Raw genomic sequence first — 26,649 nt, 5'->3', positions numbered from 1 at the left:
CTCACACCCCCTCTATATGAGAAGCGAGCATATCGGCTTGGTGTGTCCACAGAACATTTGTATATTTATGCACTGCTCGTGTATAATCGTTCCATTCGGACTTATCGCAGAAAGCTCCCATGTGATAGCGAATACACATGATTTCCTCCTCGGTGAGCTTGAAATACTGTGCCAGCACCATAACCGACTTATCACCGTGACCCTTGAGCAGAGTGTCCGTAGCGTATTCCCACTTGAAATCGTCTCTGATTTCCTCGCCGCCGAGAGTTTCAGCAATGACCGGGTGCTGGTAGTTGTCCATCTTACAGAGGTCGTGGAACATACCAACCAGCAGAGGTGAGCGAGGGTTCTGCCAGTCAAGACGGCACTCCTCCGTGAGCTTCTTGAGGTAGTGAGCTACCATGTAGCTGTGGTCGAACAAACCACCCTCATAATTACCGTGATACTTAGTGCTTGCCGGAGCGGTGAAGAATCCCTTCTCCAACAGGTCTTTCTTGACCTCCGGGGGAACAATGTCACCCATGAGGTTATTGAACTTCTCAATACGTTCTGCCAGTGTCATACGTCACCCTCCTGTCTGTGAAGACTGCGCTCTTTCTCGAACCCATTCGGGTAACGGTTGCGGAGCTTGTCTACGTTCATCTGCAACACCGTCTCGAGGTCGTAGCCGATAGCGTGGGCGGTAACTGCGAGATACCACGCCACATCGCCCAGCTCTTTTGCGAGGTGAGCTTTGTCCAGCTCGTGACCTTGGAAGCGGTACTTCTTAACCATGTCCACACACTCGCCGGATTCACCACAGAGACCCATAACGCCGTTGAGAAGAATCTCGTCATTGTTCGGGTGGTTCATGCCAGCCGCAGTGCGGAGAGCTTCGGTCTGATACTCATTGATTGTCATTTCTTTTCACCTCCGATAAACAGAAACTTGGTATCTACCTCCACAGTGAGTGCGGTAGTAACAGGGTGATTGTCAGCTTCAATCAGAGCGGACAGGTCGAACCCCAGCTTCTCAAGATACTCAACCGCCGTCTTTGCGTTCTTCATGGATTCCACATTCGCAATCACATTGATATAATTCTTCTCAATTTCACGAAGGGTTTCGGAACGCTTTGCTTTCAACTGACGGAGAGCGTCAGTACCGTCCGTGAAATCCTTCATAATGTACATACGAATGTTCTCTTTATCAGACAAATCAGAGAGCTTCGTTGTCAAAGAGGTGTACCAACCACAGGTAGTATCAATCCCTTCAACCTTCTCGAGAGCTTCTTTCCAGCGGTTCGCCACCGTATCAGCTTCCGAAATCAAACGGAACACCTCGTCCACAGTTTCATTGATTTTCAGAGCTTCGTCTCTCTGTGCAAAATAGGCTTTTTCAGCCGTTGCGTACTGGATTTCGACCTCTGCCTTTGCGTCACTCTGTTTGGCTTCCAGCCATTTCACCAACTGTCGTTTCGTCATAGTTATGACCCTCCTTCAATTCGATATATTTGTTCAGATACCAAACGGCTTTCTTCATGTCCTCGAGACCATTCTTCCGCTTGGCACGATACAGATACTTGAAAGCATTGCACTGACAAAAATTCAGAACAGCTTCCACGCCCTGTGTCTCGAGCATTACCTCAATGCACTCGAATTTCCCGGTCTCATAATGTGCCGGGTGATTGACATTATCTGTCATGCGACACCTCCTATTAAAAATCCGGGAGAGGAACTTGCCCCTCCCGGCTGATTGCTTAACCCAACAGTGCGTCAATATCCAGTCCAGTCTTAGCCGGAGCGGAAGCAGTCTGTGTCTTAGGTGCGGCTTTCGGAGCGGCATTGTTACCACTGCCGAGAGTGAGCGCACGAGCGACAGGCTCGGTGTCGAAACCATCTGCCGGAGACTTGTCCCCGAGGTTTGCGAAAGTGACTTCCTTGTTTGGGTCTTTGTTGCTCGGAACTTTGGTGTGAACAACCTCTGCACGAATGTAGTGATTGATAAGCTGTTCCGGGTCAATGTCCTCCATCGTGTAGTCATTCATAGCCGTCTTAGCGAAGTAGGAGAAAGCGTTCAGAGCCTTTTCGTTGTACTCGTCATTCTTATCCTTGATAGAAAAACGCTCGGTGTGGGTTGCGCCCTGTGCGTTTACCAGCTTGATTTCGATACGACCGAAATCCTCGTCATAGGTTGCGTCATAAATGCGGAAAACGTATTCTCCCTCCGGGATAATTACAAAACCGCTCGTCATAGGGATTCTTGCCATTGTAGTGTCCTCCTTAAAAAAATCCTTTTTTCGTACTGTTGGCGAAGACGATTTCCGTCAACTTCCATGCCTGTTCCTCGGTGAAACCAGCCTTGATATAGCTGTTGTACATATTGTGAAGCTCAACAGCGGCTTCATCGTACTTCTCAACCTTGAGAGCTTCCTCACGTTGTTCTTCGAGAGCTTTCATTTCCTCGGTCTGCTTCTTATGCAGTTCCATGACCTGTTCGGTCAGTTCCTTACTGTTTGCCATGAATTTGTCCTCCTTATTTAACCGTCATACGGTAGGTTTCAGATTTCTTGCTGTACTTATCCAGCAATCCGTCAGCTTTCAGAGCGTCCTTATCAACGCTGGTAGTCTCGGAACGAGAGATAGTCCACACATAGGTAGAACCCTTGACCTCGACCTTCTTATCATCATCACGGAACTGCCCCATAGCGTGTTCCTTGATAATGTCATTGATGGTCTTGAGACGCTTCTCCTTGTCTGCGGTAGAAGCGGAAATCTTGTCCAGCTCCTTCTTGAGACCTTCGGCTTCTGCAATCAGAGCTTCAATGTCAGTCTCGGGAGACAGGGTGTTGGTGCGGAGTGCCGCAAGGATTTCAGCGTCCTTCTTCTCGTCATACTCCGGGGAGATACCAGTATCGACATAATCAACCCACCACTGCTCAACGGCGGCTACCTTGTCTGCGAAGTCCGGGTAACGCTCGGAGACCTTGAACTCAACAGTGATGGTGTTGCTTGCGGTCGGCTGATACGCCGCCGGGTCTTTGTAGTCCTTCTCGTCAAGGAAGGAAGCGACCATAATCACATCGTCCACACCGTACAGGTAAGCGTATAATGCCGCCTGTAATGCGTAATACTCGGGAACATCGTTCTGCCAGTCCTCCGCACGTTTGGTGGTCTTCATTTCGAGAACAGCTTCGATGGTCTTGCCGTCTTCACCCTTCATCAGATAGTCCCACATACCGCCGAGGTGTTTGCTCTCCGAGAAGAAATCTCCCCATGTCTTATTGAAGTAGTCCTCACCCCACACATCGGAAGGGCGAACAATGTCCATACCGTAGGACTGCTCCATGTAGCGAGCCTGTTTCGGCTCGATGGTCTTACCAGCAACCGTGTAGATAGTGTCCTCGAAGGGCTTCTCATAGGTCTTGGTAATCGCACACCACATTTCAAATGCGGTACTCCACGGATTCAGACCGAGGATAGTAGCGAAGCGAGTACCTGTGATTTTCTTGGTTCTCTTGGGAGGGGCAATCTGAATACGATTGCCCTCGAGCCACTTAATGTCTGCCATTACTTAGCCCCTCCTTCCAGCATTGCGGTAATCTTCTGAATCAGCGTCTCGCAATCGGACTTGGAAATCTCCGTGAATCCCTTGGTCTGTACTGCGATGTTCGCAATCAGTTCCTCCTTGCTCGGGTCAGCGTCCTTGAGCTTCTTGAGAACAGCTTTCAGACCCTTAATCTGTAAAGCAGAAGCATTGTCAGCCGGAGCAGTCAGATTCTCCTTCACTTCCTGTCTCTGCTCGGGAGTAGCCGGGGCTTTCTTCTCTGCCGCCGGAGCGGAAGCAGTCTCGCCATTGCCGAGATTTGCGTCAATGGAATCGCTCTCGCAAATGTCCAGCGCAATCATATACAGGTAACGGCGCATATAGGTGATGGAAGAACCGAGAGCTTGCATTTCGTTTGTAGCCTGTTTGCCAGCGTTGCTCACGATAGGAGCAATCTGATTGAACGGAGCAACGAACGGTACGGATTCCTCCGGGTTGTCGGTGTTGATGATGTTCATGGTTGCAACATCAGCGGTGAAGTTCACCACAGGGATAAGACCAACCTCATTGAAAATGCGGATAGCGGTCGGTACAATGTCCTCAAGCTCGAAGTATTTGAAGGACAGGTGCATATTCTTTCCTGTCTTCTCCACGTTCGCTTCAAGGAACTTTGCCCTTGCAGTAAGGAGCTTCTGATATACATTTGTGGTCTTGGTAGTAGTTGCCATTTTCTTTGTCCTCCTTGGCTTTTTAGTTTTTTCGGGTTTGATACCCTTGAAATCGTCAACTCGCTTTTTCGCCATTGCAATGTAGAAACTTCTGTCTACCTCGTCAATGGACAGCTCGTTATCGTTGTCGATGATACAGTGTTCCGGGAGAGAATCTATTTTCGCTTCGGAATCGTCCTCGGCTTTCACCTTGAAGATTTTTCCGTATCTCTCGTCCGCTGTGGCGTACACTCGGTTCACCTTCTGAACGGACTGCTTTTCACCGTCCACCACATGATAGGCTTCCCGGTACTTCGCCCCGGCTTTGGCGATAATCTGAAACTGGAAAATATCATCGCAACTATTGATGGTGTCTTCGACAGGCGTTCCGTTTACAAAGAACTCCTTGAGGGCGGTAGCCACAATCACACAGGAGTTATTGATATTGAAAGCACCAGCCGGAGCGATACCCTTCACGAGATAGCCGCCTTTGGCTTTTGCTTTGCCGCCCGGCTGAACCTCAACGTAGTTGTTTACGTCTTTCTGCGCTATCTTGACAACGGTATCTTCCTCGAGGTCAAAGCCTGTACGAGACTGCCATTCAGCACAGATAGCGGTCAGTGTGTCGTAGTCCTTCTTATCGCACTCGACCATGATACCGTCCGTGTTGAGCTGGACAATTCGCAGTCCTTCAATCTCTTGGTAACAATGCTCTGCAAGTTCCAGTAGATATAACTGCCCGGAAATGCAGACCGACCTACCCATGAGAGGGTCGTAGAGGTCGTTGTACTGATTCAGCAAGCAACCGTAGGTGGTGTTGCAAACCAGTTTCAGAGCGTTCGCCGTGTGCTTATCGCCAGCGGCTTTCGCTTTCATACGGCGGTCGAGAATGTCCTCGTAAATCTGCGGAGACGGAATGTTTCTGCTTGTGTACCCATTGATGGTACAGAGGTGTGGGTAGTAGCTTCCTACGTCCTCATTCCAAATTCCTCTATCCTTGGTTTCCTCCCAAAAGAAGTTTGGGATTGCACCATGAATACCGCCATACCCGAGTGTCACAGGACACTCACCGATGTTCAGATTGAACTTGCCTTTGAAAAGCTCACTGTCTGAAATGGAGAGGTCATACATTCTATCGAAGAAAGCGAAAACCTCGGGTGGTATGTACTCTTTTCGCAGATTGTCCGGGTAGACATACTTGCGTTCATCATCGTGTGGCTTCTTGGTTGCTTTCAGCATTGCCGCAGTCAGTTTGGCGTTCGTCATACCCATTGCCTTGACTTCATCAAGACCAGCCAGCCGACCGAGGTTGATTTTGTTCTTCAAGTAGTCTTTACGAATGTCAATCAGTCTCTCGGCGGTATCAACGTCATGTTTACAGTAGAACTCCGTCTCGGCTTTTTCCTCCGGGGTCAGAGGACGGTCAATGTCAAACGGTACGCTGGATTCTTTAACCGACATACCGAGGTGTCCTTCAATGGCTTTAAGGGATAACCCCTGTTGCGTATCGTCTCGAATATCCACATTACTGAAACGGAAGTAGATACCATCGAGAAGCGGACACTGCCAGCCTTGCCCTCCGGCAATAATGAAATCGTTGACCTTTTTAATTTCCTCCGTGGCAAACCCGGCGGCAATCGCTTTGATGATGTACTGGTCGTAGTGTTTCGAGTTGAAACCGACATAGATACAATCATCGGACAATGCCATTTTCAGAGCTTCGTTGTCGTTCCAAATACAGGTGTAAACGCCTGTTTCCTTATCCTTGAGGGTTACGAGCCAGTCATAGGCGAAGACCTCACAGTCATAAGAAATCAATCGCATGGGCTTGTCCCTCCTTCCTTTACGAAGTAACAGCCGTTCTTTCGATAGGTCGTACATCGCTTCTTATAGGACTTCACGAGGTAAGCTATATCGTCCACGAAATCGTAGGCGATAGGGTCTGACTTTCCATCGAAGGTACGAGCGATACGCCCGATACTCTGTGTCACCACAGCGTAGTCCTTCTGTGGGGTGGTGAGGTACAGACGCTCCAACCGTGGTACGTCCAGCCCTTCCTTCGCCAGTGAGTATGTAGCAAAGAGGTATTTCTTCTTGCCTCTCCTCATGTCCTCAAGAGCCTGTTCTCGTTCAGCCTTGCCCTTTTTAGTTGTCATTTTGCCGCTTATCATCACAGCGTCCTTCCGCATATCAGCCGGGAGAAGACTTATCAGCACCTCGAGGTGATTCAGCCTGTCCGACAGAATCAGAGAAGGTCTCTGCTCAATGGAATCTGCAATGAGCTGATTCCGGGCGGCGTTTTCGGTAAGATAGGTAATGAGCTTTGTGTAGTTCAGCGTTCCGTCCGTGTTAAGGGCTTCCCGGCTTATCTGCACCCCTGTACCCACAGGGTAGATACCTACCTTCATAATCTTGTCAGCCACAGCTTCGTTCGGGACTTTGTAGGCAACCTCACCAACGAGGGCGTAGGTAGCTTTAATCATTCCATCTGACCTGTGTACCGTTGCTGACAGACCGTATTTGTGTCGTGCCGATAAACTGTTCAGCACTTTTTGATACTGTGTCACGGCGGTAGGACTGCCGCTGACCCTGTGTACCTCGTCTGTGATTATGCAATCCCAGTAGTCCCGGTACTGTGCGAGGTCGAGCTTGCACATGGTCTGAATCGTGGCGAAGGTGATTCCCTCACCGAGATTGACTTTTCCTTCCGTGATAGTACCCATGAGGTCTTCGCTCATATAGAGCTTGGCTCGTTCCTTACTCTGTTTAATAAGGTCGAGTGTGTGGCAGAGCCATAATGTACGCCGTCCCAGCCTTGCGGCGAGGGCAATACCCATCTGCGTTTTACCGCTTCCGGCGGCACTCTGTAATATCCCATACTTGGCGGCTACCATCGCTTGTACGGCGATTTCTTGGTAGTCATAAAGTGGAACATCGGCGTTATAATTTACCTCCACAGGGGCGGCAAATTCGCTCAAGAACAGTGCCTTATCGGATATGTCCTTCGGTAGTAGTCGGAGTGTTCCAAACGGAAGCACCAGCGTTGTTCCTCGGGTCTCATAGAGTGACAGGACTTTCGGCGTGTTACCGAGCCACAGGTTCATGCGAGATTTCTTCGCATATTCCGGGTTTGGTATGGTGAGGTTTCTCTTGCACCACAGCACCATTTCCGGGGTAGGGTTCTCGACTGTCAGTGTGTTTGAGACTTCAATCAGCATTTCTTCAACCACCTTTCCAGTGGCGTTCCATACTCTCGAATGTCCGTCAGATTCAGAGTTGACTTCTCATAGGAGAGAGCCACCATTGAAAAGTGAGGAATCATAATGATTTCGTCCTCGACCTTGAGTGCGAACCAGCCCTCGCCATTTCCACAGGCTTTCCATGTTTCCATAGCAAAGTGCTGATTTTCTTCCACTCTCGAGAGAGGGAATCGGTTGTTTGAACACACCTTACAGTCAATGAGGTACGCCGTTTTGTTTTTAACAGCGATAACATCTGCTGGTTGCCCGGCGGCGTTCTGCGCCATGTTGTGACACCAAAATCCATGCTGGAACAGTAGCTCACAGAACTCGGTCTCAAAACTGTTACCGATTTTTCGGTTAGTAGCCATGTTCTTTCAGCACCTCCTTGACGGTCGAGTGAACGTCTTTATCGTCCACATAACTGTCAAGGTCTCGAATGAGTTCTGAAAGCTGTTCTATCTGATTCTGATAGTAATTCGCACAGTCCATACCCATGTGCTTATCAATCAAATCCTCAAAATCCTTCGGGGATAGGATTGTTTCGGGTCTGCCGTTACTTAGCGTCAGCATTTGTGGCATTTACATTCACCTCCTGTTCATACTTTTGCATGAGAGCAAGAACGCTCTCACTGTATGAGGTGGATTTGATACCGTTTTCCCATGCTTTCTTAGCACCGTAGTCACCCATGTTGTATGCCATCAGAGCTAAACCGTAGTCATTGTAGTTCTGAATGTACGAACCAATGACCTTAATTCCACAGAAAACATTCTGATATGGGTCAAGCATATCCGCTGTTCTGTATTCCTCTGCCAGCCATTCGTGATTGATGGTGTTAATCTGCATGAGACCGTAATCCCCGGTCTTACTAACCACTTCCGGGTTGAACTTGCTCTCTTGGTCTATCATTGCGATAATGAGTGACACTGGAACATTTTCGTCCGCACACACCTCGTAGATGTATCTCTGCAAGCTGTGTGAAAGTGGTACATCGAAATATGTAACTTCTTCGGCAACCGGGAGGGAATCGGCTTCGTAGGAAGGAACTTCAGCCGTCTCCGTTACGGTAACTTGTTTCTTCGGAGCGGTAGCTCGTCCTACGACAAGACCACCGATAAAGCCAATCAGTACCAGCGTACCGATGATGATATATGCTTGAATCACAGCGAGCTTATGTCTGTTGATTCTTTTTGTTTTTGTTCCTCTACATTGCGTAGCCATTTCTGAAAATCCTCCTCATTCTTAGGGTCTGCGTAAAACTTTGTGATGATACCCACTAAGGGTCTTGCGAGGTCATTTACCTGTACTTCTGACAGGCTCATTCATTCTCACGTTCCTTGAGAATTTCCTTGCAAACAGCGAGAATCTGCTTTGCCTTGGGATAGGTATAAACCCCTCGGAGAATACTTGACATCATAGGCGGCTGAACTGCATAACCTCGCTTCTGCAATTCCAGTATCATGTCTACCTGTGTCATTCCCACATTTGTCATTCTCTCTTTAATGTCCACGAATCTCTTACCTCCTTCACGATATAAATTCTTGAAATCAGAATTGCCATTGACAAATAGGCGAATTATTGTTATTATTCTTATAAGACCATCAATAACTATAACTTCCCGAAAACTGCCATTTTCGAGAGGTCGCTTTCTTATTGCCAATTCGCATTTTCCGAACTTCATGTTCTTATTCTAATTCTTATTATGCGAATTGTCAATAGGAAAATTCGGTTTTTACGAATTTATTTTTTGCAGAGGAGGAATCACTATGACATTCGCAGAGAATATCAATCGTATCTGTGCTGAAAAAGGCACGAATCTGACCGCCATTGTCAAAGCTGTTAAGGGTTCAAGTTCTTTCGCAACAGCCATCAACACTAAAGGGTCATTACCGAAGGAATCCGAAATGCTGGAAATGGCAAAATTGCTTGAGTGTTCCGTCATGGACTTCTTCGCAGACGAGGAAGACTTACCCGAGACCAAACCAGCCAACGAAGACGAGGAAGACATTCTTCGTATCTACCGAGGACTGTCCCGGCGAGCGAAGCATGAGTTCATGTCTATGGCTTATGAATTTGAGAACCGTGAGGAGCTTGAGGGGGATAAGGGAACAACTGCGGCAATGTGATAAGGTCATTCCCTTCGCTTTGATATATAGAAAGAAGATATTGGAGGTGAGACTATCAAAGCGGTAATATATGCTCGTTACTCGAGCCACAACCAACGAGAAGAATCAATCGAGGGACAGCTTCGTGAATGTCACGAATTTGCTCTCAAGAACGACTTTATTGTCGTAGACGAATATATCGACCGGGCTATCTCCGGCAAGACAGACAACAGACCGAGCTTCCAGCGGCTTATCAAAGACAGCGAGAAGGGGCATTTTGACGCTGTGATTATGTACACCCTCGACCGCTTCGCCCGAAACAGGTACGACAGTGCCATTTACAAAGCAAAGCTCAAACGTAATGGTGTGAAGATTTTCTACGCCAAACAACCAATGCCGGACACCCCGGAAGGAATCATTCTTGAATCCGTCCTCGAGGGCTATGCGGAGTATTACAGCGAGAACCTTGCCCGGAGTATCAAGCGAGGTATGAAAGAGAACGCTCTCCACGGTATCGCTATGGGAAGTCCTGTGCTTGGTTATAAGATAGGAAATGACCGTCAGTATGAGATTGACCCAGTAGGTGCAAAAGCCGTCAGAACTATCTTCACGATGTACGCAGAGGGCAAGTCCAAAACGCAGATTGTAAACTGGTTGAATGAGCATGGGTTCAAGACCTCCCGAGGAAATGCTTTCAATAAGAACAGCTTGTCCCGGATTCTGCGAAATGATAAATACATTGGAGTGTACCGATACGATGATGTAGTCTTGGAGGACGCAGTACCTCCTATCATCGACAAGACCTTGTTCGATAAGGTGCAAGCAACCTTCCGGCACAACTACACAGCCCGGGCAAAATCCAAAGCCATAGAGGACTATCTACTCACTACAAAGGTCTTCTGCGGTCACTGTGGCGAGCCTATGGTGGGTGAGAGTGGCACTTCAAAGACCGGGAAGGTTCACCATTACTACAAGTGCGTAAATCGTAAGAGGAAGCATAACTGTGAGAAGAAAGTCGAGAAAAAAGAATGGCTCGAGCGGACTGTCGTTGAGTTCACGGTGCAACAGGTACTCACCGATGAAAACATAGAAAAAATATCCACTCGAGCTATGGAGCTGATTGAGAAGGAGCTTCAAGACACCTCCATTCTCATAGGTTTACAGGAACGATTGAAGGAGACCAATAAGAGAATCAAGAACCTCATGTCTGCAATAGAGCAAGGCATTATCACACCAACAACGAAGGAACGTCTTGAGGAGCTGGAAGAAGAACGCAGAGACCTCGAAGGGCAGATTGCCCGGGAGGAAATGAAAAAGCCCCTCTTGACGAAGGAGCGAATTATGTATTGGCTCGAATCGTTCAAGAGGGGTGATATAGAAGATGTTGAGTATCAGCGGCGTATCATCGACACGCTTGTCAACTCGGTTTATGTGTACGATGATGGGGACAAAGGACGCAAGCTCGTGTTGACTTTCAACATTTCGGGGAACAATACGCTCACTATCTCGAGTTCGGATATTGAGCGCACAGCTCCATAAAAAATACCACTTGTCATTTGACAGGTGGTATTTTCTTTCTATATCGCTGACTAATACATAATTACAGCCCGCACCGGACACACCGGGCTGCAGTACCCGCAGGTCAGGCATTTGTCATGGTTGACCTCAGCCAGGCCGTTGTCGTTGTAAAAGATGGCCCCGGCGGGACAGGCGGCCTTGCAGGAGCCGCAGCCCTCGCAGTCCTCCTGGTTGATGTAGACCCTCTTTTTGGAGACGTCCGGGTTGTAGGTCTTTGGCATGGAGCCGTCGAGATAGGCGATGAGATCGTCCACCTCCGCGTTTTTTCCAAAGCCGATCATGACCGAATCGATTTCCTCTTTGGAGAATACATAGTCAAGCGCTTCCTGATAATGGGACGTGAGACTTCCGCCGCCGAAGGCTTTCATGGAAAAGACGCCCTTGCCAGCCCGGTGGCAGCGGCGGATGGCCGCGAGCATTTCCTCTTTCGAACCGAAGGCATCCCCTTTTCGAATCCCCAGTCCAGCGTAATTGATCAGCGGAAAGACCACATCCAGCTCCGGCATGGAAGCGGCGGCCTCCGTGACATCAATGTGATGGGTAGAGAGTCCGATGGCCCGCACCAGCCCCTTTGCCCGGGCGTCCTGTAACGCGTCCCAAGCCCCGGCCCGCTCCTCAAGCTGTCCCGAACGTACCTCATGCATGAGAAAAATATCAATGACGTCGCGCCCCAGCTCCTCCCGGGCCTCCAGCACCGCTTCCATCATCCCGTCATAATCGGTACAGAGGGATTTGGAGGAAATGACCACATCGTCAAAGCCCTCATGTTCCAGTGCCTTTTTGATATACGGATAGGTTCGGTAGTACTGCGCCGTATCCAGAAAATTAAATCCTCTTTTCAGCGCGTAGCGGATCACCGCTGCACCCTGCTCCACCGGCAGAGCCAGCTGGCTTGGACCCATGGGAAGCACCCCGAAGCCCGCGACGCTGACTTTGATGTCTGTATTTCCTAAAGCTTTTTTCTGCATAAAGATTCCTCTGAAATTCTTATATTATGTAAAATATGTTGTCAAAATTGTTGTATTTATTGTAATTATACATGGATCAGCGAAAAAATCAAACCCAAAAGAAACTGTTGATTTCTCATTTGATATTTAGTATTATGATAAAGGATCTGCATACATAGGATCAGGAGATCAGGAGGAAGGATTTATGCAGGATATGATCAGAGTTGCGGTGGACGCAATGGGCGGCGACAATGCGCCGGACGAGATTATCAAGGGCGCCATGGAAGCCGTAGCGCTGCGGGAGGACATTCAGGTTCTGCTCGTGGGCAAAGAAGAACTGATTCGGGAGAAGCTAAAGGGATATTCATACAGAGAGCAGCAGGTAGAGGTCGTGAACGCGACAGAGGTGATCGAGACGGCGGAGCCGCCGGTGGCAGCTATCCGGACGAAGAAGGACTCTTCCATTGTAGTCGGACTGAAGCTGGTAAAAGAGGAGAAGGCGGACGCCTTCGTATCGGCAGGCAGCTCGGGAGCCGTACTGGCAGGAGGCCAGCTTCTGGTGGGACGCATCAAGGGCGTGGAGAGACCGCCCCTGGCGCCGTTAATTCCGACGGAAAAAGGCGTGTCTCTGCTGATTGACTGCGGAGCCAACGTGGATGCCAGACCGTCTCATCTGGTACAGTTTGCCAAGATGGGTTCCATCTACATGGAGCACGTCATGGGCGTGAAGAATCCCCGGGTGGCTATCGTGAATATCGGAGCCGAGGAGGAGAAGGGCAACGCCTTGGTGAAAGAGACTTATCCGCTTCTGAAGGAGTGTGAGGGTATCAATTTCGTGGGCAATATTGAGGCAAGAGAGATTCCCCACGGACAGGCGGACGTTATCGTTTGTGAGGCCTTTGTAGGAAATGTCATCCTGAAGCTTTATGAGGGCGTGGGAGCCGTGCTGGTCAGCAAGATCAAGGCCGGTATGATGAGCACTCTCCGAAGCAAAATCGGCGCGCTGCTGGTGAAGCCGGCGCTGAAGGAGACGCTGAAGTCCTTTGATGCTACCGAATACGGCGGAGCGCCGCTTCTGGGTCTTAAGGGCCTGGTGGTGAAGACCCACGGAAGCTCCAAAGCAAAAGAAGTAAAGAACTCCATTATCCAGTGCGTAACATTTAAAGAGCAGCGGATTAATGATAAGATTAAAGAGAATATCGTAAGAGAGGAAGGATGAAACAATGGAATTTGAAAAACTGAAAGGAATTATTGCGGATGTTCTGAATGTGGATGAGGATGAGATCACCATGGACACCACATTTGTAGACGATTTGGGAGCAGATTCTCTGGACGTATTTCAGATTATCATGGGAATCGAAGAAGAATTCGACATCGAGATCGCCCAGGAGGAAGCTGAGAAAATCGTGTCCGTCGGCGACGCGGTGGAAGCCATTCGCAATCTGAAGAAGGACTAAGAAGAATATGAAACTTGTCTCAGAAAGGCTGCGGCTTTTCTGAGACATTTTTACGTTATTGTTTGTGAGGAGAACAAATGAAGCTGGAAGAATTAGAAAACAAACTGGGTTACCATTTTCACGACCGGAGGCTTTTGGAGCACGCCCTGTGCCACAGCTCCTATGCCAACGAGCGCCACTGGGACCGCCTGCAGAACAACGAGCGCCTGGAGTTCTTAGGAGATGCGGTACTGGAGCTTGCCACCAGTGAGTTCCTGTATCAGAATTATCCGACCATGCCGGAGGGTGAGGCCACCCGTACCCGCGCGAGCATCGTCTGTGAGCAGACCCTGGCGCTGTGCGCGAGAGACCTGGGGTTAGGCGAATGGCTGAGGCTGGGAAAAGGCGAGGAGCTGACCGGCGGACGTGACAGGGATTCCATTACCTCAGATGCCATGGAGGCATTGCTTGGCGCGATTTATCTGGACGGTGGTTTTGCTAATGCAAAAGAATTCGTACATCATTTTATTTTAAATGACATTGAGCATAAAAAACTCTTTTATGATAGCAAGACTATCCTTCAGGAGCAGATTCAGAGTGAAACCGAGGAACCGATTCACTATGAACTGGTGAAGGAAGAGGGACCGGATCACAATAAGCGGTTCACGGTAAATGTGGTATTGGGCGAGAAGGTGCTTGGAAGCGGCAGCGGCCGGACTAAGAAGGCGGCGGAGCAGGAAGCGGCGTACCGGGCACTTCTGGCCAGAAAAGTCCGCGGATAACGGGGTAAGGAATGTATTTAAAAAGTATAGAGGTACAGGGCTTTAAGTCCTTTGCAAATAAGATTGTATTCGATTTTCACAACGGGATCACCGGCATTGTAGGACCCAACGGCAGCGGCAAGAGCAATGTGGCGGACGCGGTGCGCTGGGTTCTGGGCGAGCAGCGGGTGAAGCAGCTGCGAGGCGGCAGTATGCAGGACGTCATCTTCGCGGGAACCGAAAACCGGCGGCCCTTAAGCTATGCCTATGTGGCGATTACGCTGGATAATTCCGATCATCAGCTGTCCATAGATTATGAAGAGGTGACGGTGTCAAGACGTCTCTACCGTTCCGGCGAGAGCGAGTACCTGATCAATGGCGCAGCCTGTCGGCTCAAGGATATCAACGAGCTGTTTTACGATACCGGTATTGGTAAAGAGGGCTATTCCATCATCGGACAGGGCCAGATTGACCGGATTCTAAGCAGTAAGCCGGAGGAGTCCAGGGAGCTTTTCGACGAGGCCACCGGAATCGTGAAATTCAAACGCAGGAAGAACACGGCCCAGAAGAAGCTGGAGGACGAGAAGCAGAACATCGTCCGCATTAACGACATTCTGGCGGAGCTGGAAAAGCAGCTGGGACCGCTGGAAAAGCAGTCAGCGGCAGCCAGAGAATATCTGAAGAAAAAAGAAGCATTAAAGCTCTGCGATGTGAATATGTTCCTTTTGGAGACGGAGCGTGTCCAGGGGGCGCTGACGGAGCTGGAGCAGAAAATCAGCGATACGGATCGGGAGTTAAAAGAGACTACCGGACAGTATGAGAATATCAAAAAGGAACACGCCCGCATCGAAGAAGAGTTAGAGGAGCTGAACCGACGTCTGGATGAGACGAAGGAAGCGGCGTCCAGGGCGGGTCTGGGCCGTCAGCAGCTGGAAGGCCAGATTGAAGTCCTGAAGGAGCAGATCAACTCCGTCCGACAGGGCGGCGAGCAGCTGGAAGGACGTCTGAAAAATATCGCGGCGGATGTGAAGGAGCGGCAGGAGGCCAGAGAAAAACTGGCGGCAGAGCAGGCGGAGCTTGCAAAGCAGCTGGAGGCAGCTGCCTCCGTTTCCGGCGAGGCCGACGCGCGCTTACAGGAGCTGCGGGAGCAGATCGAGGCGGAAAATACAGCCGCTGAGATCTGCAAGAACACCATCATCAGTTTGTTAAATGAGCGGGCCTCCACCAAGGGCCGCCTGCAGCGCTACGACGCCATGCAGGAGCAGGCCCAGATTCGGAGAACGGAGCTGAATCAGAAGCTGCTGCTGGCGAAAAGCAGTGAGGAAGAGCAGCGGGTACAGTACGAAGGACATCTGAAGAAACTGGAAGAAATTTCCGGAAGAATTATTACACTGTCGGAAGCTCAGCGGGAGAAGGAGGCGGAAGCCGAAGGCCTGCGCCGGGAGTTGGGAAAAAAGAACGAGGAGTTGGAGATTGGCCAGAGCGCTTTTCACCGGGAATCCTCCCGCCTGGAATCCCTGCGGAACATGGCCGAGCGCTACGATGGCTACGGCAACAGCATCCGCAAGGTCATGGAGCAGAAAAAGAACGTGCCGGGCATCGAGGGCGTGGTAGCGGACCTCATCAAAGTGGATCAGCGGTATGAGACCGCCATCGAGACAGCTCTGGGCGGCAGCATCCAGAATATTGTCACGGAAAATGAGGATACTGCCAAGGAGCTGATTGAATATCTGAAAAAGAACCGGTTTGGCCGGGCCACCTTCCTGCCCCTGACCAGCGTGGGTGGACGGGGCGGCTTCGCGAAGCCGGAGGCCCTGAAGGAAAAGGGCGCCATCGGCCTTGCCAGTACTCTGATACGGGCGGACAAAAAGTATGATCGGGTAGTACAGCATCTGCTGGGCCGGGTACTGGTGGCAGAGCACATTGACGACGCTATCCGCATTGCCCGGAAATACAAGCATTCTATCTTTATCGTCACGTTGGAGGGCGAGTCCTTAAGCCCCGGCGGCTCCATGACCGGCGGAGCCTTCCGCAATTCCAGCAATTTGCTTGGCCGAAAGCGGGAACTGACGGAGCTGGAAGAGAATGTACAGAAGCTGGAGGCTGATATCCGGGAAGCCCGTCTTCAGATCGAAACTTTGCGGGAGCAGCGCCGGGAGCGGCGCGCGGAGGCAGAGTCCTTAAGTACAGAGCTACAGCGGCTGTATCTGCAGCAGAATACGGCGAAGATGAATTCCGATCAGGCGAAAGCAAGACTGGATGAGATTATTGAGGGCTATTCCGGACTTCGAAAGGAACTCTCGGAAATCGAGAAGCAGTTTGCGGATATTCATGACAGCCGCGAAGCTATTTTCCGGGAAATACGGGAGTCTGAGGAGCAGGAGAAGCAGAACGAGGCCAGAATCGAGACGGCGCAGGCAAGATTGGCTGAGCTGAAGCAGAGCGAGGCTGAGAGCATCGGCGACAACGAAAAGGCGCACCTGAAGCTGGCGGCTCTGACCCAGAAGGCGGGCTTTGTGGATGAAAACGCGGCCCGTATTGAGCGGGAGCTTGTGAGACTTCATACGGAAGAGCAGGAGATTCACGAGGGTATGCAGAAGGGCAATGCCGACATTGAAGCCAAAGAGGAAGGCATCGGCGCTTTGCGGAAGCAGATAGAGGACATGATCGCCAGGAGCGAGCGCTTAAACGGTGAGACCGCAGAGCTTGGCGGCAAGCGGGAAGCACTGCTGACCGGCCAGAAGGATTTCTTTACGAAGCGTGAGGAGCTGTCCGATAAGCAGACCCGGCTGGATAAAGAGGTTTTCCGCCTGAACAGTCAGAGGGAAAAACTGGAAGAAACGGCGGATTCTCTGACCGATTACATGTGGGAGGAGTACGAGCTGACCTACAACACAGCCCTTCCCATGAAACAGGAAGAGAATATGGATTTGGCGGCACTGAAGAAGCAGACCAGTGTGCTGAAGGATGAGATACGGAAGCTGGGTGATGTCAATGTGAATGCCATTGAGGATTATAAAAATATCTCAGAGCGGTATGAATTTATGAACACCCAGCGGAACGACTTGGTAAAGGCCGAGGAGACCCTGATGGGCATTATTTCGGAACTGGATACAGGCATGCGCCGCCAGTTCGAAGAACAGTTTGCCCGGATTCGGGTAGAGTTTGACAAGGCTTTCAAAGAATTGTTCGGTGGCGGAAAGGGAACCCTGGAGCTGGATCCGGATGCGGACATGCTGGAGGCAGGCGTGCGGATTATCGCCCAGCCGCCCGGCAAAAAGCTGCAGAACATGATGCAGCTTTCCGGCGGAGAAAAGGCCCTGACGGCCATTTCACTCCTGTTCGCCATTCAGAACCTGAAACCCTCGCCCTTCTGTCTGCTGGATGAGATTGAGGCAGCTTTGGATGATTCCAACGTAAACCGCTTTGCAAAATATCTTCATAAGTTGACAAAGAATACACAGTTTATTATTATTACACATAGGAAGGGAACCATGGAGTCCGCAGATCGTCTGTATGGTATTACCATGCAGGAGAAGGGCGTTTCCACGCTGGTTTCCGTAAATCTGATTGAAGAGGAATTAGATGAATAGTTAAATTCAGGGGGAAATGAAATGTCTGAGGAAAAAAAAGGCTTTTTCAGCCGTCTGGTCTCCGGTCTTGCCAAGACCAGAGCAAACATCGCGGCCGGTATTGACAGTATTTTCAGCGGATATTCCGCGATTGACGACGATTTCTATGAGGAGATCGAGGAGATCCTGATCATGGGCGACATCGGCATTAATGCCACCAACGCTATCCTGGAGGATCTGAAGCAGAAGGTGAAGGAGCAGCACATCAAGGAGCCATCCGAATGCAAGCAGCTTCTGATCAACAGTATCAAGGAGCAGATGCAGGTGGGCGACGTGGCATACCGCTTCGAGCAGGAGAAGTCCGTGGTGCTGGTCATCGGCGTCAATGGCGTGGGTAAGACCACATCGGTAGGGAAGCTTGCAGGCAAGCTGAAGGATCAGGGCAAAAAGGTGATTCTGGCGGCGGCAGATACCTTCCGCGCGGCAGCAGGTGAGCAGCTGACCGAGTGGGCGAACCGGGCCGGCGTGGAGATTATCGGCGGCAGCGAGGGCGCAGATCCGGCTTCCGTAGTTTATGACGCAGTCTGCGCGGCCAAGGCACGGCATGCGGACGTATTACTCTGTGATACGGCGGGACGTCTTCACAATAAGAAGAATCTGATGGAGGAGCTTCGGAAAATCAACCGGATTATCGACCGGGAGTACCCGGACGCTTTCCGTGAGACACTGGTCGTCTTGGATGGCACCACCGGACAGAATGCCCTGGAGCAGGCCCGTCAGTTCAAAGAGGTCTGCGACATCACCGGCATCATTCTGACGAAGCTGGACGGCACAGCCAAGGGCGGTATCGCGGTGGCAATTCAGTCCGAACTTGGTATCCCGGTGAAGTACATCGGCGTGGGTGAGAGCATCGAGGATCTGCAGAAGTTTGACGCGGACGAATTTGTGAACGCCCTGTTCCATCAGGAAAATGATGACTGACAAAATTTGTAAAAATACAATATAAGAGGAGAAAAACATGCTTACACTGGAAAAATTCGAAGAAGCCTCAGAGGTGGTTAAAAAAGTAGCGATCGAGACCAAGCTGTTATACAGTCCGTATTTCAGCGAGCGCACCGGCAATAAGGTATATCTGAAGCCGGAAAATATGCAGGTAACCGGCGCGTACAAGATTCGCGGTGCTTACTACAAGATCAGTACCTTAAGCGACGAAGAGCGCTCCAAGGGATTGATTACCGCATCCGCCGGAAATCACGCCCAGGGCGTGGCTTACGCGGCCAAGGCCTACGGCGTAAAAGCGGTCATTGTGATGCCGACCACCACACCGCTGATGAAGGTGGAGCGTACCAAGAGCTATGGCGCTGAGGTCGTGCTTCACGGCGACGTGTATGATGAGGCGTGTGAGTATGCGTATAAGCTGGCGGAGGAGCACGGCTATACCTTTATCCATCCCTTCGATGATCTGGCGGTAGCCACCGGCCAGGGAACTATTGCCATGGAGATTGTAAAGGAGCTGCCGCTGGTAGACTACATTCTGGTTCCCATCGGAGGCGGCGGACTTTCCACCGGCGTGTCTACTCTGGCAAAGCTTTTGAATCCGAATATCAAGGTTATCGGCGTGGAGCCCGCAGGCGCCAACTGTATGCAGGTTTCTCTGAAGAATAAGAAGGTGACCACCCTGCCGACAGTCAGCACCATCGCCGACGGTACCGCAGTGAAGACTCCGGGAACCAAGATTTTCCCGTATATTCAGAAGAATCTGGACGACATCATCACCGTCACCGACGACGAGCTCATCGGCGCGTTCCTGGATATCGTGGAGAACCACAAGATGGTGGTAGAAAACTCCGGTCTTTTGACCGTAGCGGCTCTGAACCACCTGAACGTGAAAGGTAAGAAGATTGTCTCCATCTTAAGCGGCGGAAATATGGACATCATCACCATGTCCTCCATGGTACAGTTCGGCCTGATCCAGAGAGACCGTATCTTCACCGTATCCACCATGCTTCCGGACAAGCCCGGAGAGATGGTCAAGATCTCCCAGGTCATCGCCGACGAGAACGGCAATATCGTCAAGCTTGATCACAATCAGTTTATCGGTACCAACCGGAACGAGGGCGTGGAGCTGCGCATCACCATCGAGGCCTTCGGTACTGAGCACAAGAACCGCATCGTCAAGAAGCTGGACGAGGCAGGCTTCCGGCCGCGGTTAGTGAAGATCAACCTGTAAAAAATCTGGCAAATGAGGAATTTCCCCTTGCATTTGTTGAAAAAATATAGTAGAATAGCGACCAGTGCATAAGGGAGTAGTTAGCGCCGGCTGGCGTGACAAAATCAACACATTGGCCATAAAGCCTGGTTTTGTATGAAATAACGAGACTTATCCGCAGAAGAAATTCTGCGGGTAGGTCTCTTGTTTTATATAGGGGCTTGTGCGCCGGAGTAAAAAGAAAAAGGAGAACTTCATTATGGGATTGGTAGAACTTTTCATTCTTGCGGTAGGCCTGTCCATGGACGCCTTCGCCGTATCGGTCTGTAAGGGTCTGGCGGTACAGAAGGCGGGTGTAAAAGAATGCTGTATCGCAGGTGTCTGGTTCGGCGGCTTTCAGGCGCTGATGCCGCTTCTTGGATACCTGCTGGGCAGCCGGTTTAAGAATTACATCACCAGCGTCGATCACTGGATTGCCTTTGTGCTGCTTCTCATCATCGGCGTCAATATGATTCGGGAGGCTCTGGGAAAAGAAGAGGACGGGGAGGTCTGTCCGAAGGAAGAGAATCCATTTGCGTTCAAAACCATGCTGATGCTGGCGGTAGCCACCAGCATCGACGCCCTGGCCGTGGGGATCACCCTGGCTTTTTTAAACGTGGCGCTGATTCCTTCCGTAACATTTATCGGTGTAACAACTTTCGTGATTTCCGCCATCGGTATTCGCATCGGCAATATCTTTGGTATGAAGTACAAATCCAGAGCGGAATTCGCGGGCGGCGTGATTCTCATCTGTATCGGCCTGAAGATTCTGCTGGAGCACCTGGGAATTCTGGGTTAAAGGGCAGAATATCCGAAAAATAATTTTGTCAAGAAAAAATACTTGACATCACTGCCCGGATTGTGTATGATAAGTCAGGCAGGTGAGAAGTATGGATAAAATTCTGGAGCAGACGCTGCTATATGATTTTTACGGAGAACTGCTGACAGATCATCAGAAGCGGATTTACGAGGACGTGGTGCTGAACGATTATTCCTTCAGCGAGGTGGCGGAGGAAAAGGGTATCAGCCGCCAGGGCGTGCATGATCTGATTAAGCGGTGCAACAAGATTCTGCAGGAATACGAGTCGAAGCTTCACCTGGTTGAGAAGTTTGTGACCATCAAAGAGCAGATCGAAGAGATGGAAAAGTCCTTAAGGGAGACCGAAGAACCGGACAAGGAAGCGCTTGTACGGCAGTTAAACGGGATATTGGAGAATTTATAGATGGCATTTGAAAGTTTATCTGATAAATTACAGAATGTATTTAAGAACCTGCGGGGTAAGGGACGTCTTTCCGAGGCGGATGTGAAAGCATCCTTAAAGGAAGTCAAGATGGCTCTTCTGGAAGCCGACGTAAGCTTTAAGGTAGTCAAGCAGTTTATCAAGTCCGTAGAGGAACGCGCCATCGGCGCGGATGTGATGAACAGTCTGACGCCGGGACAGCAGGTGGTAAAGATTGTCCATGAGGAACTGATTTCCCTGATGGGCAGCGAGACCACGGAGCTGAAGCTGAAGAACCCCGGTGAAGTGACCGTTCTGATGATGATGGGTCTTCAGGGAGCCGGTAAAACCACCACGGCGGCCAAGCTGGCCGGAAAGTTGAAAAGCAAGGGCCGCAAGGTACTGCTGGTAGCCTGTGACGTCTATCGTCCGGCTGCGATTAAGCAGCTGCAGGTCAACGGCGAGAAGCAGGGCGTAGAGGTATTTACCATGGGCGAGAATCAGAAGCCGGTGAATATCGCGAAGGGCGCTTATGAGTACGCGAAGAAGAATAACTTCAATGTGGTCATCCTCGATACTGCAGGCCGTCTGCATGTGGACGAAGACATGATGGAGGAGCTGCAGGAGATCAAAGAAAATCTGCATGTGGATCAGGCGCTTCTGACCGTAGACGCCATGACAGGACAGGACGCAGTCAATGTGGCCACTGTGTTCAATGACAAGATTGGCATCGACGGCGTCATCCTGACCAAGTTAGACGGAGATACCCGAGGCGGAGCGGCCCTGTCTGTCAAGGCAGTGACCGGAAAGCCGATTTTATATATAGGTATGGGCGAGAAGCTTTCGGATCTGGAGCAGTTTTATCCGGACCGTATGGCGTCCCGTGTCCTCGGTATGGGCGATGTGCTGACTCTGATTGAGAAGGCGCAGGAGTCCGTGGACGAGGAAAAAGCCAAGGCCATGACGCAGAAGCTGAAGAAAGCACAGTTTGGCTTTGACGATTATCTGGAGAGTATGAACCAGATGAAGAAAATGGGAGGTCTTTCCAGCGTGCTGGCCATGATGCCGGGTCTGGGAAGCCAGATGAAGGACATTGAAAACGCCATCGACGAGAAGAAGATGGCGCGCACCGAGGCGATCATTCTTTCCATGACGCCGAAGGAGCGGTCCAATCCCGAGATTCTGAACCCGTCGAGAAAGCACCGCATTGCCAAAGGCGCAGGTGTGGATATCGCCGAGGTCAACCGCCTGGTGAAGCAGTTCGAGCAGATGCGTAAGATGATGAAGCAGATGCCCGGCATGATGGGAATGGGCGGCAAACGTGGTAAAAAGGGACGTATGCGTTTTCCTTTTTAAATAAATAAAAATACTATATTAACAGCAGAAAATGCGGAGGTGAAACAAATGGCAGTAAAGATTAGATTAAGAAGAATGGGTCAGAAGAAAGCTCCTTTCTATAGAATCATCGTAGCAGATTCCAGATCCCCGAGAGACGGTCGTTTTATCGAGGAGATCGGTACCTACGATCCGAGCACAGATCCGAGTACTTTCAAGGTAGACGTTGAGGCAGCTAAGAAGTGGCTTGCAAACGGCGCTCAGCCGACTGAGATGGTAGGCAAGATCCTGAAGGCAGCAGGCGTAGAGAAATAATCGAGGTATCGAATGAAAGAATTAGTAGAAGTGATTGCAAAATCACTGGTGGAGCATCCGGATGAGGTTGTCGTTACGGAGACAGAGAATGAGAAAACCATTCTGGTCGAGCTCCGCGTAGCGCCTTCTGATATGGGCAAGGTAATCGGCAAACAGGGTCGTATCGCCAAGGCCATTCGCAGCGTTGTCAAGGCAGCGTCATCTAAGGAAGAGAAAAAAGTAGTTGTGGAGATTCTTCAGTAGAATTCCGCACAGACGGCGGGTGGAGACACCCGCTGTTCTTTTATACAATAGGAACTATTGTATAAAAGGCGGAGAATCCTGCCTTGCAGGATTCTATTATTAATGACAAAAAGGGAGGAAACACAATGGAACAGTATCTGCGTGTAGGCGTCATTTCATCCACACATGGTCTGAAGGGCGAGGTAAAGGTATTCCCGACCACGGATGATCCGGAGCGTTTCCGGAAGCTGAAAAAGGTATATCTGGACACAGGAAAAGACTATATGCCTCTGAAGGTCACCGGCATAAAGTTTTTCAAAAATCAGGTTATTCTGAAATTTCAGGAATTTCAGGACATTAACGAAATCGAAAAATACAGAGGAAAAGATCTCTTAATCGATAGAGAGCAGGCGGTGCCGCTTGCGGAAAATGAAAATTTCATCGTGGATCTGATTGACATGGACGTCTACGATGAAGAGGAGAAGCGTCTCGGCACCCTGACGGATGTGCTGCAGACCGGAGCCAACGACGTGTACGTGGTGGAGACGGACGAGGGCAAGGAGATCCTGCTTCCGGCGATTCCGTCCTGCATTCTGGATGTGGACGTGGAAGCTGCAAAAATGATCGTGCGTATCCCGGAGGGCCTGCTTTGATGAACCGATATCATGTGCTGACTTTATTTCCGGAAATGATTGAAAATGGTTTAAAGACCAGCATCACAGGCCGGGCCATCGAAAATGGAACGATTGGTTTGAATGCCATCAATATTCGTGACTTTGCAGACAATAAGCACAATAAAGTGGACGATTACCCCTACGGCGGCGGCGCGGGCATGGTCATGCAGGCTGAGCCGGTGTACCGGGCCTGGGCTTCGGTGACGGAGAAAATCGGGAAAAAAGCCCGGACCATCTATGTAACGCCCCAGGGAACCACCTTCCATCAGGGCATGGCGGAGGAGTTGGCGAAGGAAGAGGATGTGATTTTCCTCTGCGGCCATTATGAGGGCGTTGATGAGCGTGTGCTGGAAGAGATTGTGACAGACTATGTATCCATTGGCGATTATGTGCTGACCGGCGGGGAATTTCCGGCTATGGTCATGATCGACGCCATTTCCCGGCTGGTGCCGGGGGTGCTGAATAATGAAGTGTCCGCGGAGTTTGAAAGCTTCCAGGACGGACTTCTGGAATATCCCCAGTACAGCCGCCCGGAGGTGTGGCACGATAAAGAGGTACCGCCGGTGCTGTTGTCCGGAAATCACACAAATATTGAAGGCTGGCGGCAGGAGCTATCTATTCTGCGGACGAAAGAGCGGCGGCCGGATCTCTACGAGACTTATCGAGAGCAACAAAAGGAAATGCAGGAGAAAAATAAGAGAAAACGCCGTTTCAAGGGCGTTATCTTTGACATGGACGGTTGTCTGATTGATTCCGAGCGTCTTTATGCCCAGTGCTGGAAGATGGCCTTTCATAAAATGGGGATTCCCATTTCGGATGAGACACTGAACAGTTGGAACGGCATCGGCGGAAAGGAGCTGGAGCGTGCGATTGAGAGCGTGACCGGAGAAGCGCGTCTTATACCGGAGCTGCGCGCGATCCGCGACGGATATATGGCCGGGGCGCTGGAGGATGGCCGTATGCCCCTGATGCCTTACGCAAAGGAAATCGTGACCCTGGCAAAAGAAAAAGGCATGACCGTAGGTGTGGCCAGCGGTACTATTCGGGAACGGGCGAAGAAAATGCTGCGTTTTCACGGAATCTATGAGATGCTAGACTGTACAGCTTTTGGAAATGAAGTACAGGCAGGAAAACCGGCGCCGGATCTGTATCGGCTGGCCATGAAGCGAGGGGGCTTAAAGCCTTCCGAGGTTATCGCCTTTGAGGATTCGCTCAGCGGCGTAAAGGCAGCCCGGGCGGCCGGACTTCGGACTGTCTATGTCCCACAGCCGGGCTTCCGGGATCTGGAGCCGGATGTGAATTATTATCGAAAAATCGGCGATCTGGCAGAGGGTATGGCGATTTTGCGCGCCCTGCCGTAATGAGAGAGAAAAGGGAAGAGACATTGGAAGGAAATTTAACCAAAGGTCCCATTTTGAAGACATTGACGAAGCTGGCGATTCCTATCATGGCTTCGTCTTTTCTTGGGACCTTATATAATATTACCGATATGGCCTGGATAGGACAGCTGGGCTCTAAGGCTGTGGCAGGCGTCGGAGTGGGCGGTATGTATATCTGGCTTTCGCAAGGGTTGGCATCTATGTCCCGTATGGGCGGTCAGGTGCAGGTGGCCCAGTATATTGGCCGGGGCGATTGGGAAGAAGCCCATGGCTACGCCCAGGCAGCAGTGCAGCTGTCACTTTTGACGGGACTGGCTTTTTCAGCCATGTGTGTGATATTTCTGCATCCGCTGGTAGGCTTTTTCAAGCTGACGGATCCGGAAGCGCTGGATGCGGCCTTTTCCTACACACGGGTGGCCTGCGGTCTGCTGGTATTTTCATTTCTGACACTGACACTGACCGGATTGTATACAGCCCAGGGCGATTCCAAGACGCCTTTTGTGGCGAACCTCATCGGTCTGGCGATCAATATGATTCTGGATCCGGTGCTGATTCTGGGACTTGGTCCGTTTCCGAAGCTGGGAGCGGTCGGGGCTGCCATTGCTACCGTGACGGCACAGTTTATCGTAATGGGAATCATGGTGCTGGGCGTGGTGTTCCGGAAAAATGAAAATGTGCTGAAGGGCATTCACCTCTATGCGAAGATCCCGTCGAAATATCTGAAGGGCATCTGTAAAATCGGTATTCCCACAGCCCTGCAGGGCATGGCTTACTGCGCCATTTCCATGGTGCTGACCCGGATGGTGTCTGCTTACGGCGCAGCAGCGGTGGCGGTACAGCGGGTGGGCGGTCAGATTGAATCCGTCTCCTGGAATACGGCAGATGGCTTCGCGGCGGCTCTGAATGCCTTTATCGGCCAGAATTATGGAGCGGGAAAAATGGACCGGGTAAAAAAAGGCTACCGGGCTTCACTTTGGACTGTGGGAGTCTGGGGATTTTTGATCACATTGGCCTTTGTTTTACTGCCCGGGCCCATTGCGAAAATCTTTTTCTATGAGCCGGAAGCCATTTCCATTGCAGTCGGTTATCTGATTATCATTGGCTTCTGTGAGGGCTTTATGTGCGAAGAGCTGATGACGGTGGGGGCTTTATCGGGACTTGGACGAACCCGCCTTTGCAGCATTATCAGCATTAGCTTCACCAGCGCCCGGATTCCGTTGGCCGTTCTTTTGGGCGGACGTATGGGGCTGACCGGTATCTGGTGGGCGTTCTCCTCCACATCCATTGTAAAAGGTATCATTTTTGTGCTGACCTTTTTCTATATTACCAGGGAGACAGAAAATTCTGCGGTTCGATGAAAAAGTTCTTGTAATCAAGGACAAATGTCA

At 50.6% G+C, this 26,649-nt stretch carries 30 protein-coding genes and 1 pseudogene; 17 read left to right on the top strand and 14 right to left on the bottom strand.

The annotated features are described in order from the left end of the window. Window position 1 precedes the first annotated feature (1 nt). The 13 genes from ACESZP_RS10375 to ACESZP_RS10315 all read right to left on the bottom strand — a co-directional run bounded on the left by ACESZP_RS10375 (window position 2) and on the right by ACESZP_RS10315 (window position 8,979). Entirely contained in the window at window positions 2-562 is a 561-nt protein-coding gene (locus tag ACESZP_RS10375; protein ID WP_499708976.1) for a hypothetical protein, read from the bottom strand. Then, window positions 559-900: a nucleoside triphosphate pyrophosphohydrolase family protein gene (locus ACESZP_RS10370; RefSeq protein ID WP_191229576.1), complete on the bottom strand. Its 342-nt coding sequence runs from the start codon at window positions 898-900 to the stop codon at window positions 559-561. Before ACESZP_RS10370 ends, ACESZP_RS10375 begins: the two co-directional genes overlap by 4 nt. Further along, window positions 897-1,460, bottom strand: a complete 564-nt coding sequence (locus ACESZP_RS10365; protein WP_147609126.1) for a hypothetical protein — start codon at window positions 1,458-1,460, stop codon at window positions 897-899. The genes ACESZP_RS10370 and ACESZP_RS10365 overlap by 4 nt, the downstream gene beginning before the upstream one ends. Then, on the bottom strand, window positions 1,414-1,680 hold the full coding sequence (locus tag ACESZP_RS10360) for a DUF3310 domain-containing protein (RefSeq protein WP_055304131.1): 267 nt from the start codon (window positions 1,678-1,680) through the stop codon (window positions 1,414-1,416). Before ACESZP_RS10360 ends, ACESZP_RS10365 begins: the two co-directional genes overlap by 47 nt. Window positions 1,681-1,735: 55 nt before the next feature. After that, a complete protein-coding gene (locus ACESZP_RS10355) occupies window positions 1,736-2,245 on the bottom strand; it encodes a hypothetical protein (protein WP_418546530.1) in 510 nt (169 codons plus the stop codon). A gap of 13 nt (window positions 2,246-2,258) precedes the next feature. After that, complete coding sequence (locus ACESZP_RS10350; protein WP_499708975.1) at window positions 2,259-2,498, bottom strand: hypothetical protein; 240 nt, start codon at window positions 2,496-2,498, stop codon at window positions 2,259-2,261. Between the two features lie 13 nt (window positions 2,499-2,511). Further along, window positions 2,512-3,546 carry a YqaJ viral recombinase family protein gene (locus ACESZP_RS10345; RefSeq protein WP_499708974.1) on the bottom strand — a complete coding sequence of 345 codons (1,035 nt, stop codon included), beginning with the start codon at window positions 3,544-3,546 and terminating at the stop codon, window positions 2,512-2,514. After that, complete coding sequence (locus ACESZP_RS10340; RefSeq protein ID WP_499708973.1) at window positions 3,546-6,053, bottom strand: ERF family protein; 2,508 nt, start codon at window positions 6,051-6,053, stop codon at window positions 3,546-3,548. Before ACESZP_RS10340 ends, ACESZP_RS10345 begins: the two co-directional genes overlap by 1 nt. After that, on the bottom strand, window positions 6,044-7,447 hold the full coding sequence (locus tag ACESZP_RS10335; RefSeq protein ID WP_499708972.1) for a DEAD/DEAH box helicase: 1,404 nt from the start codon (window positions 7,445-7,447) through the stop codon (window positions 6,044-6,046). The genes ACESZP_RS10340 and ACESZP_RS10335 overlap by 10 nt, the downstream gene beginning before the upstream one ends. Then, the gene (locus ACESZP_RS10330) at window positions 7,441-7,839 is read right to left on the bottom strand and encodes a PDDEXK family nuclease (RefSeq protein ID WP_015554714.1); all 399 of its coding nucleotides are present in this window, start codon (window positions 7,837-7,839) and stop codon (window positions 7,441-7,443) included. Before ACESZP_RS10330 ends, ACESZP_RS10335 begins: the two co-directional genes overlap by 7 nt. Further along, window positions 7,829-8,050 (bottom strand): hypothetical protein, encoded by a 222-nt coding sequence (locus tag ACESZP_RS10325; protein WP_015554713.1) that lies wholly within the window; start codon window positions 8,048-8,050, stop codon window positions 7,829-7,831. Before ACESZP_RS10325 ends, ACESZP_RS10330 begins: the two co-directional genes overlap by 11 nt. Continuing rightward, entirely contained in the window at window positions 8,025-8,633 is a 609-nt protein-coding gene (locus ACESZP_RS10320; RefSeq protein ID WP_499708971.1) for a transglycosylase SLT domain-containing protein, read from the bottom strand. Before ACESZP_RS10320 ends, ACESZP_RS10325 begins: the two co-directional genes overlap by 26 nt. 154 nt (window positions 8,634-8,787) lie before the next feature. Continuing rightward, window positions 8,788-8,979, bottom strand: coding sequence for a hypothetical protein (locus tag ACESZP_RS10315; RefSeq protein ID WP_499708970.1), 192 nt, complete (start codon window positions 8,977-8,979; stop codon window positions 8,788-8,790). Between the two features lie 256 nt (window positions 8,980-9,235). Here ACESZP_RS10315 and ACESZP_RS10310 point away from each other — a divergent pair, with 256 nt between their 5' ends. Together ACESZP_RS10310 and ACESZP_RS10305 are read left to right on the top strand one after the other, a co-directional pair. Beyond that, complete coding sequence (locus tag ACESZP_RS10310) at window positions 9,236-9,595, top strand: hypothetical protein (RefSeq protein ID WP_147609118.1); 360 nt, start codon at window positions 9,236-9,238, stop codon at window positions 9,593-9,595. 39 nt (window positions 9,596-9,634) lie between these two features. Beyond that, a complete protein-coding gene (locus ACESZP_RS10305) occupies window positions 9,635-11,113 on the top strand; it encodes a recombinase family protein (RefSeq protein WP_499709047.1) in 1,479 nt (492 codons plus the stop codon). Between the two features lie 50 nt (window positions 11,114-11,163). Here the strand turns inward: ACESZP_RS10305 and ACESZP_RS10300 are convergent, their stop codons facing one another. Continuing rightward, window positions 11,164-12,120 carry an aldo/keto reductase gene (locus ACESZP_RS10300; protein WP_499708969.1) on the bottom strand — a complete coding sequence of 319 codons (957 nt, stop codon included), beginning with the start codon at window positions 12,118-12,120 and terminating at the stop codon, window positions 11,164-11,166. Window positions 12,121-12,313: 193 nt separating this feature from the next. On the opposite strand from ACESZP_RS10300, the gene plsX reads away from it, so the two are divergent. The 15 genes and pseudogenes from plsX to ACESZP_RS10225 all read left to right on the top strand — a co-directional run bounded on the left by plsX (window position 12,314) and on the right by ACESZP_RS10225 (window position 26,619). Then, window positions 12,314-13,318 carry a phosphate acyltransferase PlsX gene (plsX, locus tag ACESZP_RS10295; RefSeq protein WP_435391116.1) on the top strand — a complete coding sequence of 335 codons (1,005 nt, stop codon included), beginning with the start codon at window positions 12,314-12,316 and terminating at the stop codon, window positions 13,316-13,318. 4 nt (window positions 13,319-13,322) lie between these two features. Beyond that, complete coding sequence (gene acpP, locus ACESZP_RS10290) at window positions 13,323-13,556, top strand: acyl carrier protein (RefSeq protein ID WP_178038685.1); 234 nt, start codon at window positions 13,323-13,325, stop codon at window positions 13,554-13,556. Window positions 13,557-13,633: 77 nt separating this feature from the next. Continuing rightward, entirely contained in the window at window positions 13,634-14,317 is a 684-nt protein-coding gene (rnc, locus tag ACESZP_RS10285) for a ribonuclease III (protein ID WP_178038686.1), read from the top strand. Window positions 14,318-14,328: 11 nt separating this feature from the next. After that, the gene (gene smc / locus ACESZP_RS10280) at window positions 14,329-17,889 is read left to right on the top strand and encodes a chromosome segregation protein SMC (protein ID WP_499708968.1); all 3,561 of its coding nucleotides are present in this window, start codon (window positions 14,329-14,331) and stop codon (window positions 17,887-17,889) included. A 21-nt stretch (window positions 17,890-17,910) separates the two neighbouring features. After that, window positions 17,911-18,849, top strand: a complete 939-nt coding sequence (gene ftsY / locus ACESZP_RS10275; RefSeq protein WP_178038688.1) for a signal recognition particle-docking protein FtsY — start codon at window positions 17,911-17,913, stop codon at window positions 18,847-18,849. Window positions 18,850-18,886: 37 nt separating this feature from the next. Continuing rightward, complete coding sequence (gene ilvA / locus ACESZP_RS10270; protein WP_178038689.1) at window positions 18,887-20,098, top strand: threonine ammonia-lyase; 1,212 nt, start codon at window positions 18,887-18,889, stop codon at window positions 20,096-20,098. 238 nt (window positions 20,099-20,336) lie between these two features. After that, complete coding sequence (locus ACESZP_RS10265) at window positions 20,337-20,915, top strand: manganese efflux pump MntP (protein ID WP_499708967.1); 579 nt, start codon at window positions 20,337-20,339, stop codon at window positions 20,913-20,915. Between the two features lie 91 nt (window positions 20,916-21,006). Next, window positions 21,007-21,339, top strand: a complete 333-nt coding sequence (gene ylxM / locus ACESZP_RS10260) for a YlxM family DNA-binding protein (protein ID WP_499708966.1) — start codon at window positions 21,007-21,009, stop codon at window positions 21,337-21,339. After that, window positions 21,340-22,692 carry a signal recognition particle protein gene (ffh, locus tag ACESZP_RS10255; RefSeq protein ID WP_499708965.1) on the top strand — a complete coding sequence of 451 codons (1,353 nt, stop codon included), beginning with the start codon at window positions 21,340-21,342 and terminating at the stop codon, window positions 22,690-22,692. 48 nt (window positions 22,693-22,740) lie between these two features. After that, entirely contained in the window at window positions 22,741-22,986 is a 246-nt protein-coding gene (rpsP, locus tag ACESZP_RS10250) for a 30S ribosomal protein S16 (protein ID WP_158362256.1), read from the top strand. Window positions 22,987-22,998: 12 nt separating this feature from the next. Next, on the top strand, window positions 22,999-23,229 hold the full coding sequence (locus ACESZP_RS10245; protein WP_158362258.1) for a KH domain-containing protein: 231 nt from the start codon (window positions 22,999-23,001) through the stop codon (window positions 23,227-23,229). 125 nt (window positions 23,230-23,354) lie between these two features. Continuing rightward, the gene (gene rimM, locus ACESZP_RS10240; protein WP_178038692.1) at window positions 23,355-23,861 is read left to right on the top strand and encodes a ribosome maturation factor RimM; all 507 of its coding nucleotides are present in this window, start codon (window positions 23,355-23,357) and stop codon (window positions 23,859-23,861) included. After that, window positions 23,861-24,583: pseudogene (trmD, locus tag ACESZP_RS10235) on the top strand (tRNA (guanosine(37)-N1)-methyltransferase TrmD); the annotation flags it as partial. The gene rimM and the pseudogene trmD, both read left to right, overlap by 1 nt. Then, complete coding sequence (locus ACESZP_RS10230; RefSeq protein ID WP_499709046.1) at window positions 24,563-25,243, top strand: HAD family hydrolase; 681 nt, start codon at window positions 24,563-24,565, stop codon at window positions 25,241-25,243. The pseudogene trmD and the gene ACESZP_RS10230, both read left to right, overlap by 21 nt. Continuing rightward, a complete protein-coding gene (locus ACESZP_RS10225; protein WP_499708964.1) occupies window positions 25,243-26,619 on the top strand; it encodes an MATE family efflux transporter in 1,377 nt (458 codons plus the stop codon). Before ACESZP_RS10230 ends, ACESZP_RS10225 begins: the two co-directional genes overlap by 1 nt. The last annotated feature ends 30 nt before the right edge of the window (window positions 26,620-26,649 follow it).

The organism is Candidatus Dorea massiliensis AP6 (genome assembly GCF_964245105.1).
GTDB lineage: Bacteria > Bacillota > Clostridia > Lachnospirales > Lachnospiraceae > Laedolimicola > Laedolimicola intestinihominis.
Note: the sequence above shows the minus strand (reverse complement) of the source record. Positions and strands in the feature narration are given on the sequence as shown.

Excerpts from the sequence above, each read along its gene's own strand:
- ACESZP_RS10310 (WP_147609118.1), top strand. The coding sequence starts at position 9,236 with ATGACATTCGCAGAGAATATCAATCGTATCTGTGCTGAAAAAGGCACG.
- ACESZP_RS10245 (WP_158362258.1), top strand. The coding sequence starts at position 22,999 with ATGAAAGAATTAGTAGAAGTGATTGCAAAATCACTGGTGGAGCATCCG.
- rnc (WP_178038686.1), top strand. The coding sequence starts at position 13,634 with ATGAAGCTGGAAGAATTAGAAAACAAACTGGGTTACCATTTTCACGAC.
- acpP (WP_178038685.1), top strand. The coding sequence starts at position 13,323 with ATGGAATTTGAAAAACTGAAAGGAATTATTGCGGATGTTCTGAATGTG.
- ffh (WP_499708965.1), top strand. The coding sequence starts at position 21,340 with ATGGCATTTGAAAGTTTATCTGATAAATTACAGAATGTATTTAAGAAC.
- ylxM (WP_499708966.1), top strand. The coding sequence starts at position 21,007 with ATGGATAAAATTCTGGAGCAGACGCTGCTATATGATTTTTACGGAGAA.
- ACESZP_RS10375 (WP_499708976.1), bottom strand. The coding sequence starts at position 562 with ATGACACTGGCAGAACGTATTGAGAAGTTCAATAACCTCATGGGTGAC.
- ACESZP_RS10370 (WP_191229576.1), bottom strand. The coding sequence starts at position 900 with ATGACAATCAATGAGTATCAGACCGAAGCTCTCCGCACTGCGGCTGGC.
- ACESZP_RS10360 (WP_055304131.1), bottom strand. The coding sequence starts at position 1,680 with ATGACAGATAATGTCAATCACCCGGCACATTATGAGACCGGGAAATTC.
- ACESZP_RS10330 (WP_015554714.1), bottom strand. The coding sequence starts at position 7,839 with ATGGCTACTAACCGAAAAATCGGTAACAGTTTTGAGACCGAGTTCTGT.
- ACESZP_RS10340 (WP_499708973.1), bottom strand. The coding sequence starts at position 6,053 with ATGCGATTGATTTCTTATGACTGTGAGGTCTTCGCCTATGACTGGCTC.
- ACESZP_RS10335 (WP_499708972.1), bottom strand. The coding sequence starts at position 7,447 with ATGCTGATTGAAGTCTCAAACACACTGACAGTCGAGAACCCTACCCCG.
- ilvA (WP_178038689.1), top strand. The coding sequence starts at position 18,887 with ATGCTTACACTGGAAAAATTCGAAGAAGCCTCAGAGGTGGTTAAAAAA.
- plsX (WP_435391116.1), top strand. The coding sequence starts at position 12,314 with ATGATCAGAGTTGCGGTGGACGCAATGGGCGGCGACAATGCGCCGGAC.
- ACESZP_RS10355 (WP_418546530.1), bottom strand. The coding sequence starts at position 2,245 with ATGGCAAGAATCCCTATGACGAGCGGTTTTGTAATTATCCCGGAGGGA.
- ACESZP_RS10325 (WP_015554713.1), bottom strand. The coding sequence starts at position 8,050 with ATGCCACAAATGCTGACGCTAAGTAACGGCAGACCCGAAACAATCCTA.
- ACESZP_RS10365 (WP_147609126.1), bottom strand. The coding sequence starts at position 1,460 with ATGACGAAACGACAGTTGGTGAAATGGCTGGAAGCCAAACAGAGTGAC.
- ACESZP_RS10225 (WP_499708964.1), top strand. The coding sequence starts at position 25,243 with ATGAGAGAGAAAAGGGAAGAGACATTGGAAGGAAATTTAACCAAAGGT.
- rimM (WP_178038692.1), top strand. The coding sequence starts at position 23,355 with ATGGAACAGTATCTGCGTGTAGGCGTCATTTCATCCACACATGGTCTG.
- ACESZP_RS10350 (WP_499708975.1), bottom strand. The coding sequence starts at position 2,498 with ATGGCAAACAGTAAGGAACTGACCGAACAGGTCATGGAACTGCATAAG.
- ACESZP_RS10300 (WP_499708969.1), bottom strand. The coding sequence starts at position 12,120 with ATGCAGAAAAAAGCTTTAGGAAATACAGACATCAAAGTCAGCGTCGCG.
- ftsY (WP_178038688.1), top strand. The coding sequence starts at position 17,911 with ATGTCTGAGGAAAAAAAAGGCTTTTTCAGCCGTCTGGTCTCCGGTCTT.
- ACESZP_RS10265 (WP_499708967.1), top strand. The coding sequence starts at position 20,337 with ATGGGATTGGTAGAACTTTTCATTCTTGCGGTAGGCCTGTCCATGGAC.
- smc (WP_499708968.1), top strand. The coding sequence starts at position 14,329 with ATGTATTTAAAAAGTATAGAGGTACAGGGCTTTAAGTCCTTTGCAAAT.
- ACESZP_RS10230 (WP_499709046.1), top strand. The coding sequence starts at position 24,563 with ATGCAGGAGAAAAATAAGAGAAAACGCCGTTTCAAGGGCGTTATCTTT.
- ACESZP_RS10345 (WP_499708974.1), bottom strand. The coding sequence starts at position 3,546 with ATGGCAGACATTAAGTGGCTCGAGGGCAATCGTATTCAGATTGCCCCT.
- rpsP (WP_158362256.1), top strand. The coding sequence starts at position 22,741 with ATGGCAGTAAAGATTAGATTAAGAAGAATGGGTCAGAAGAAAGCTCCT.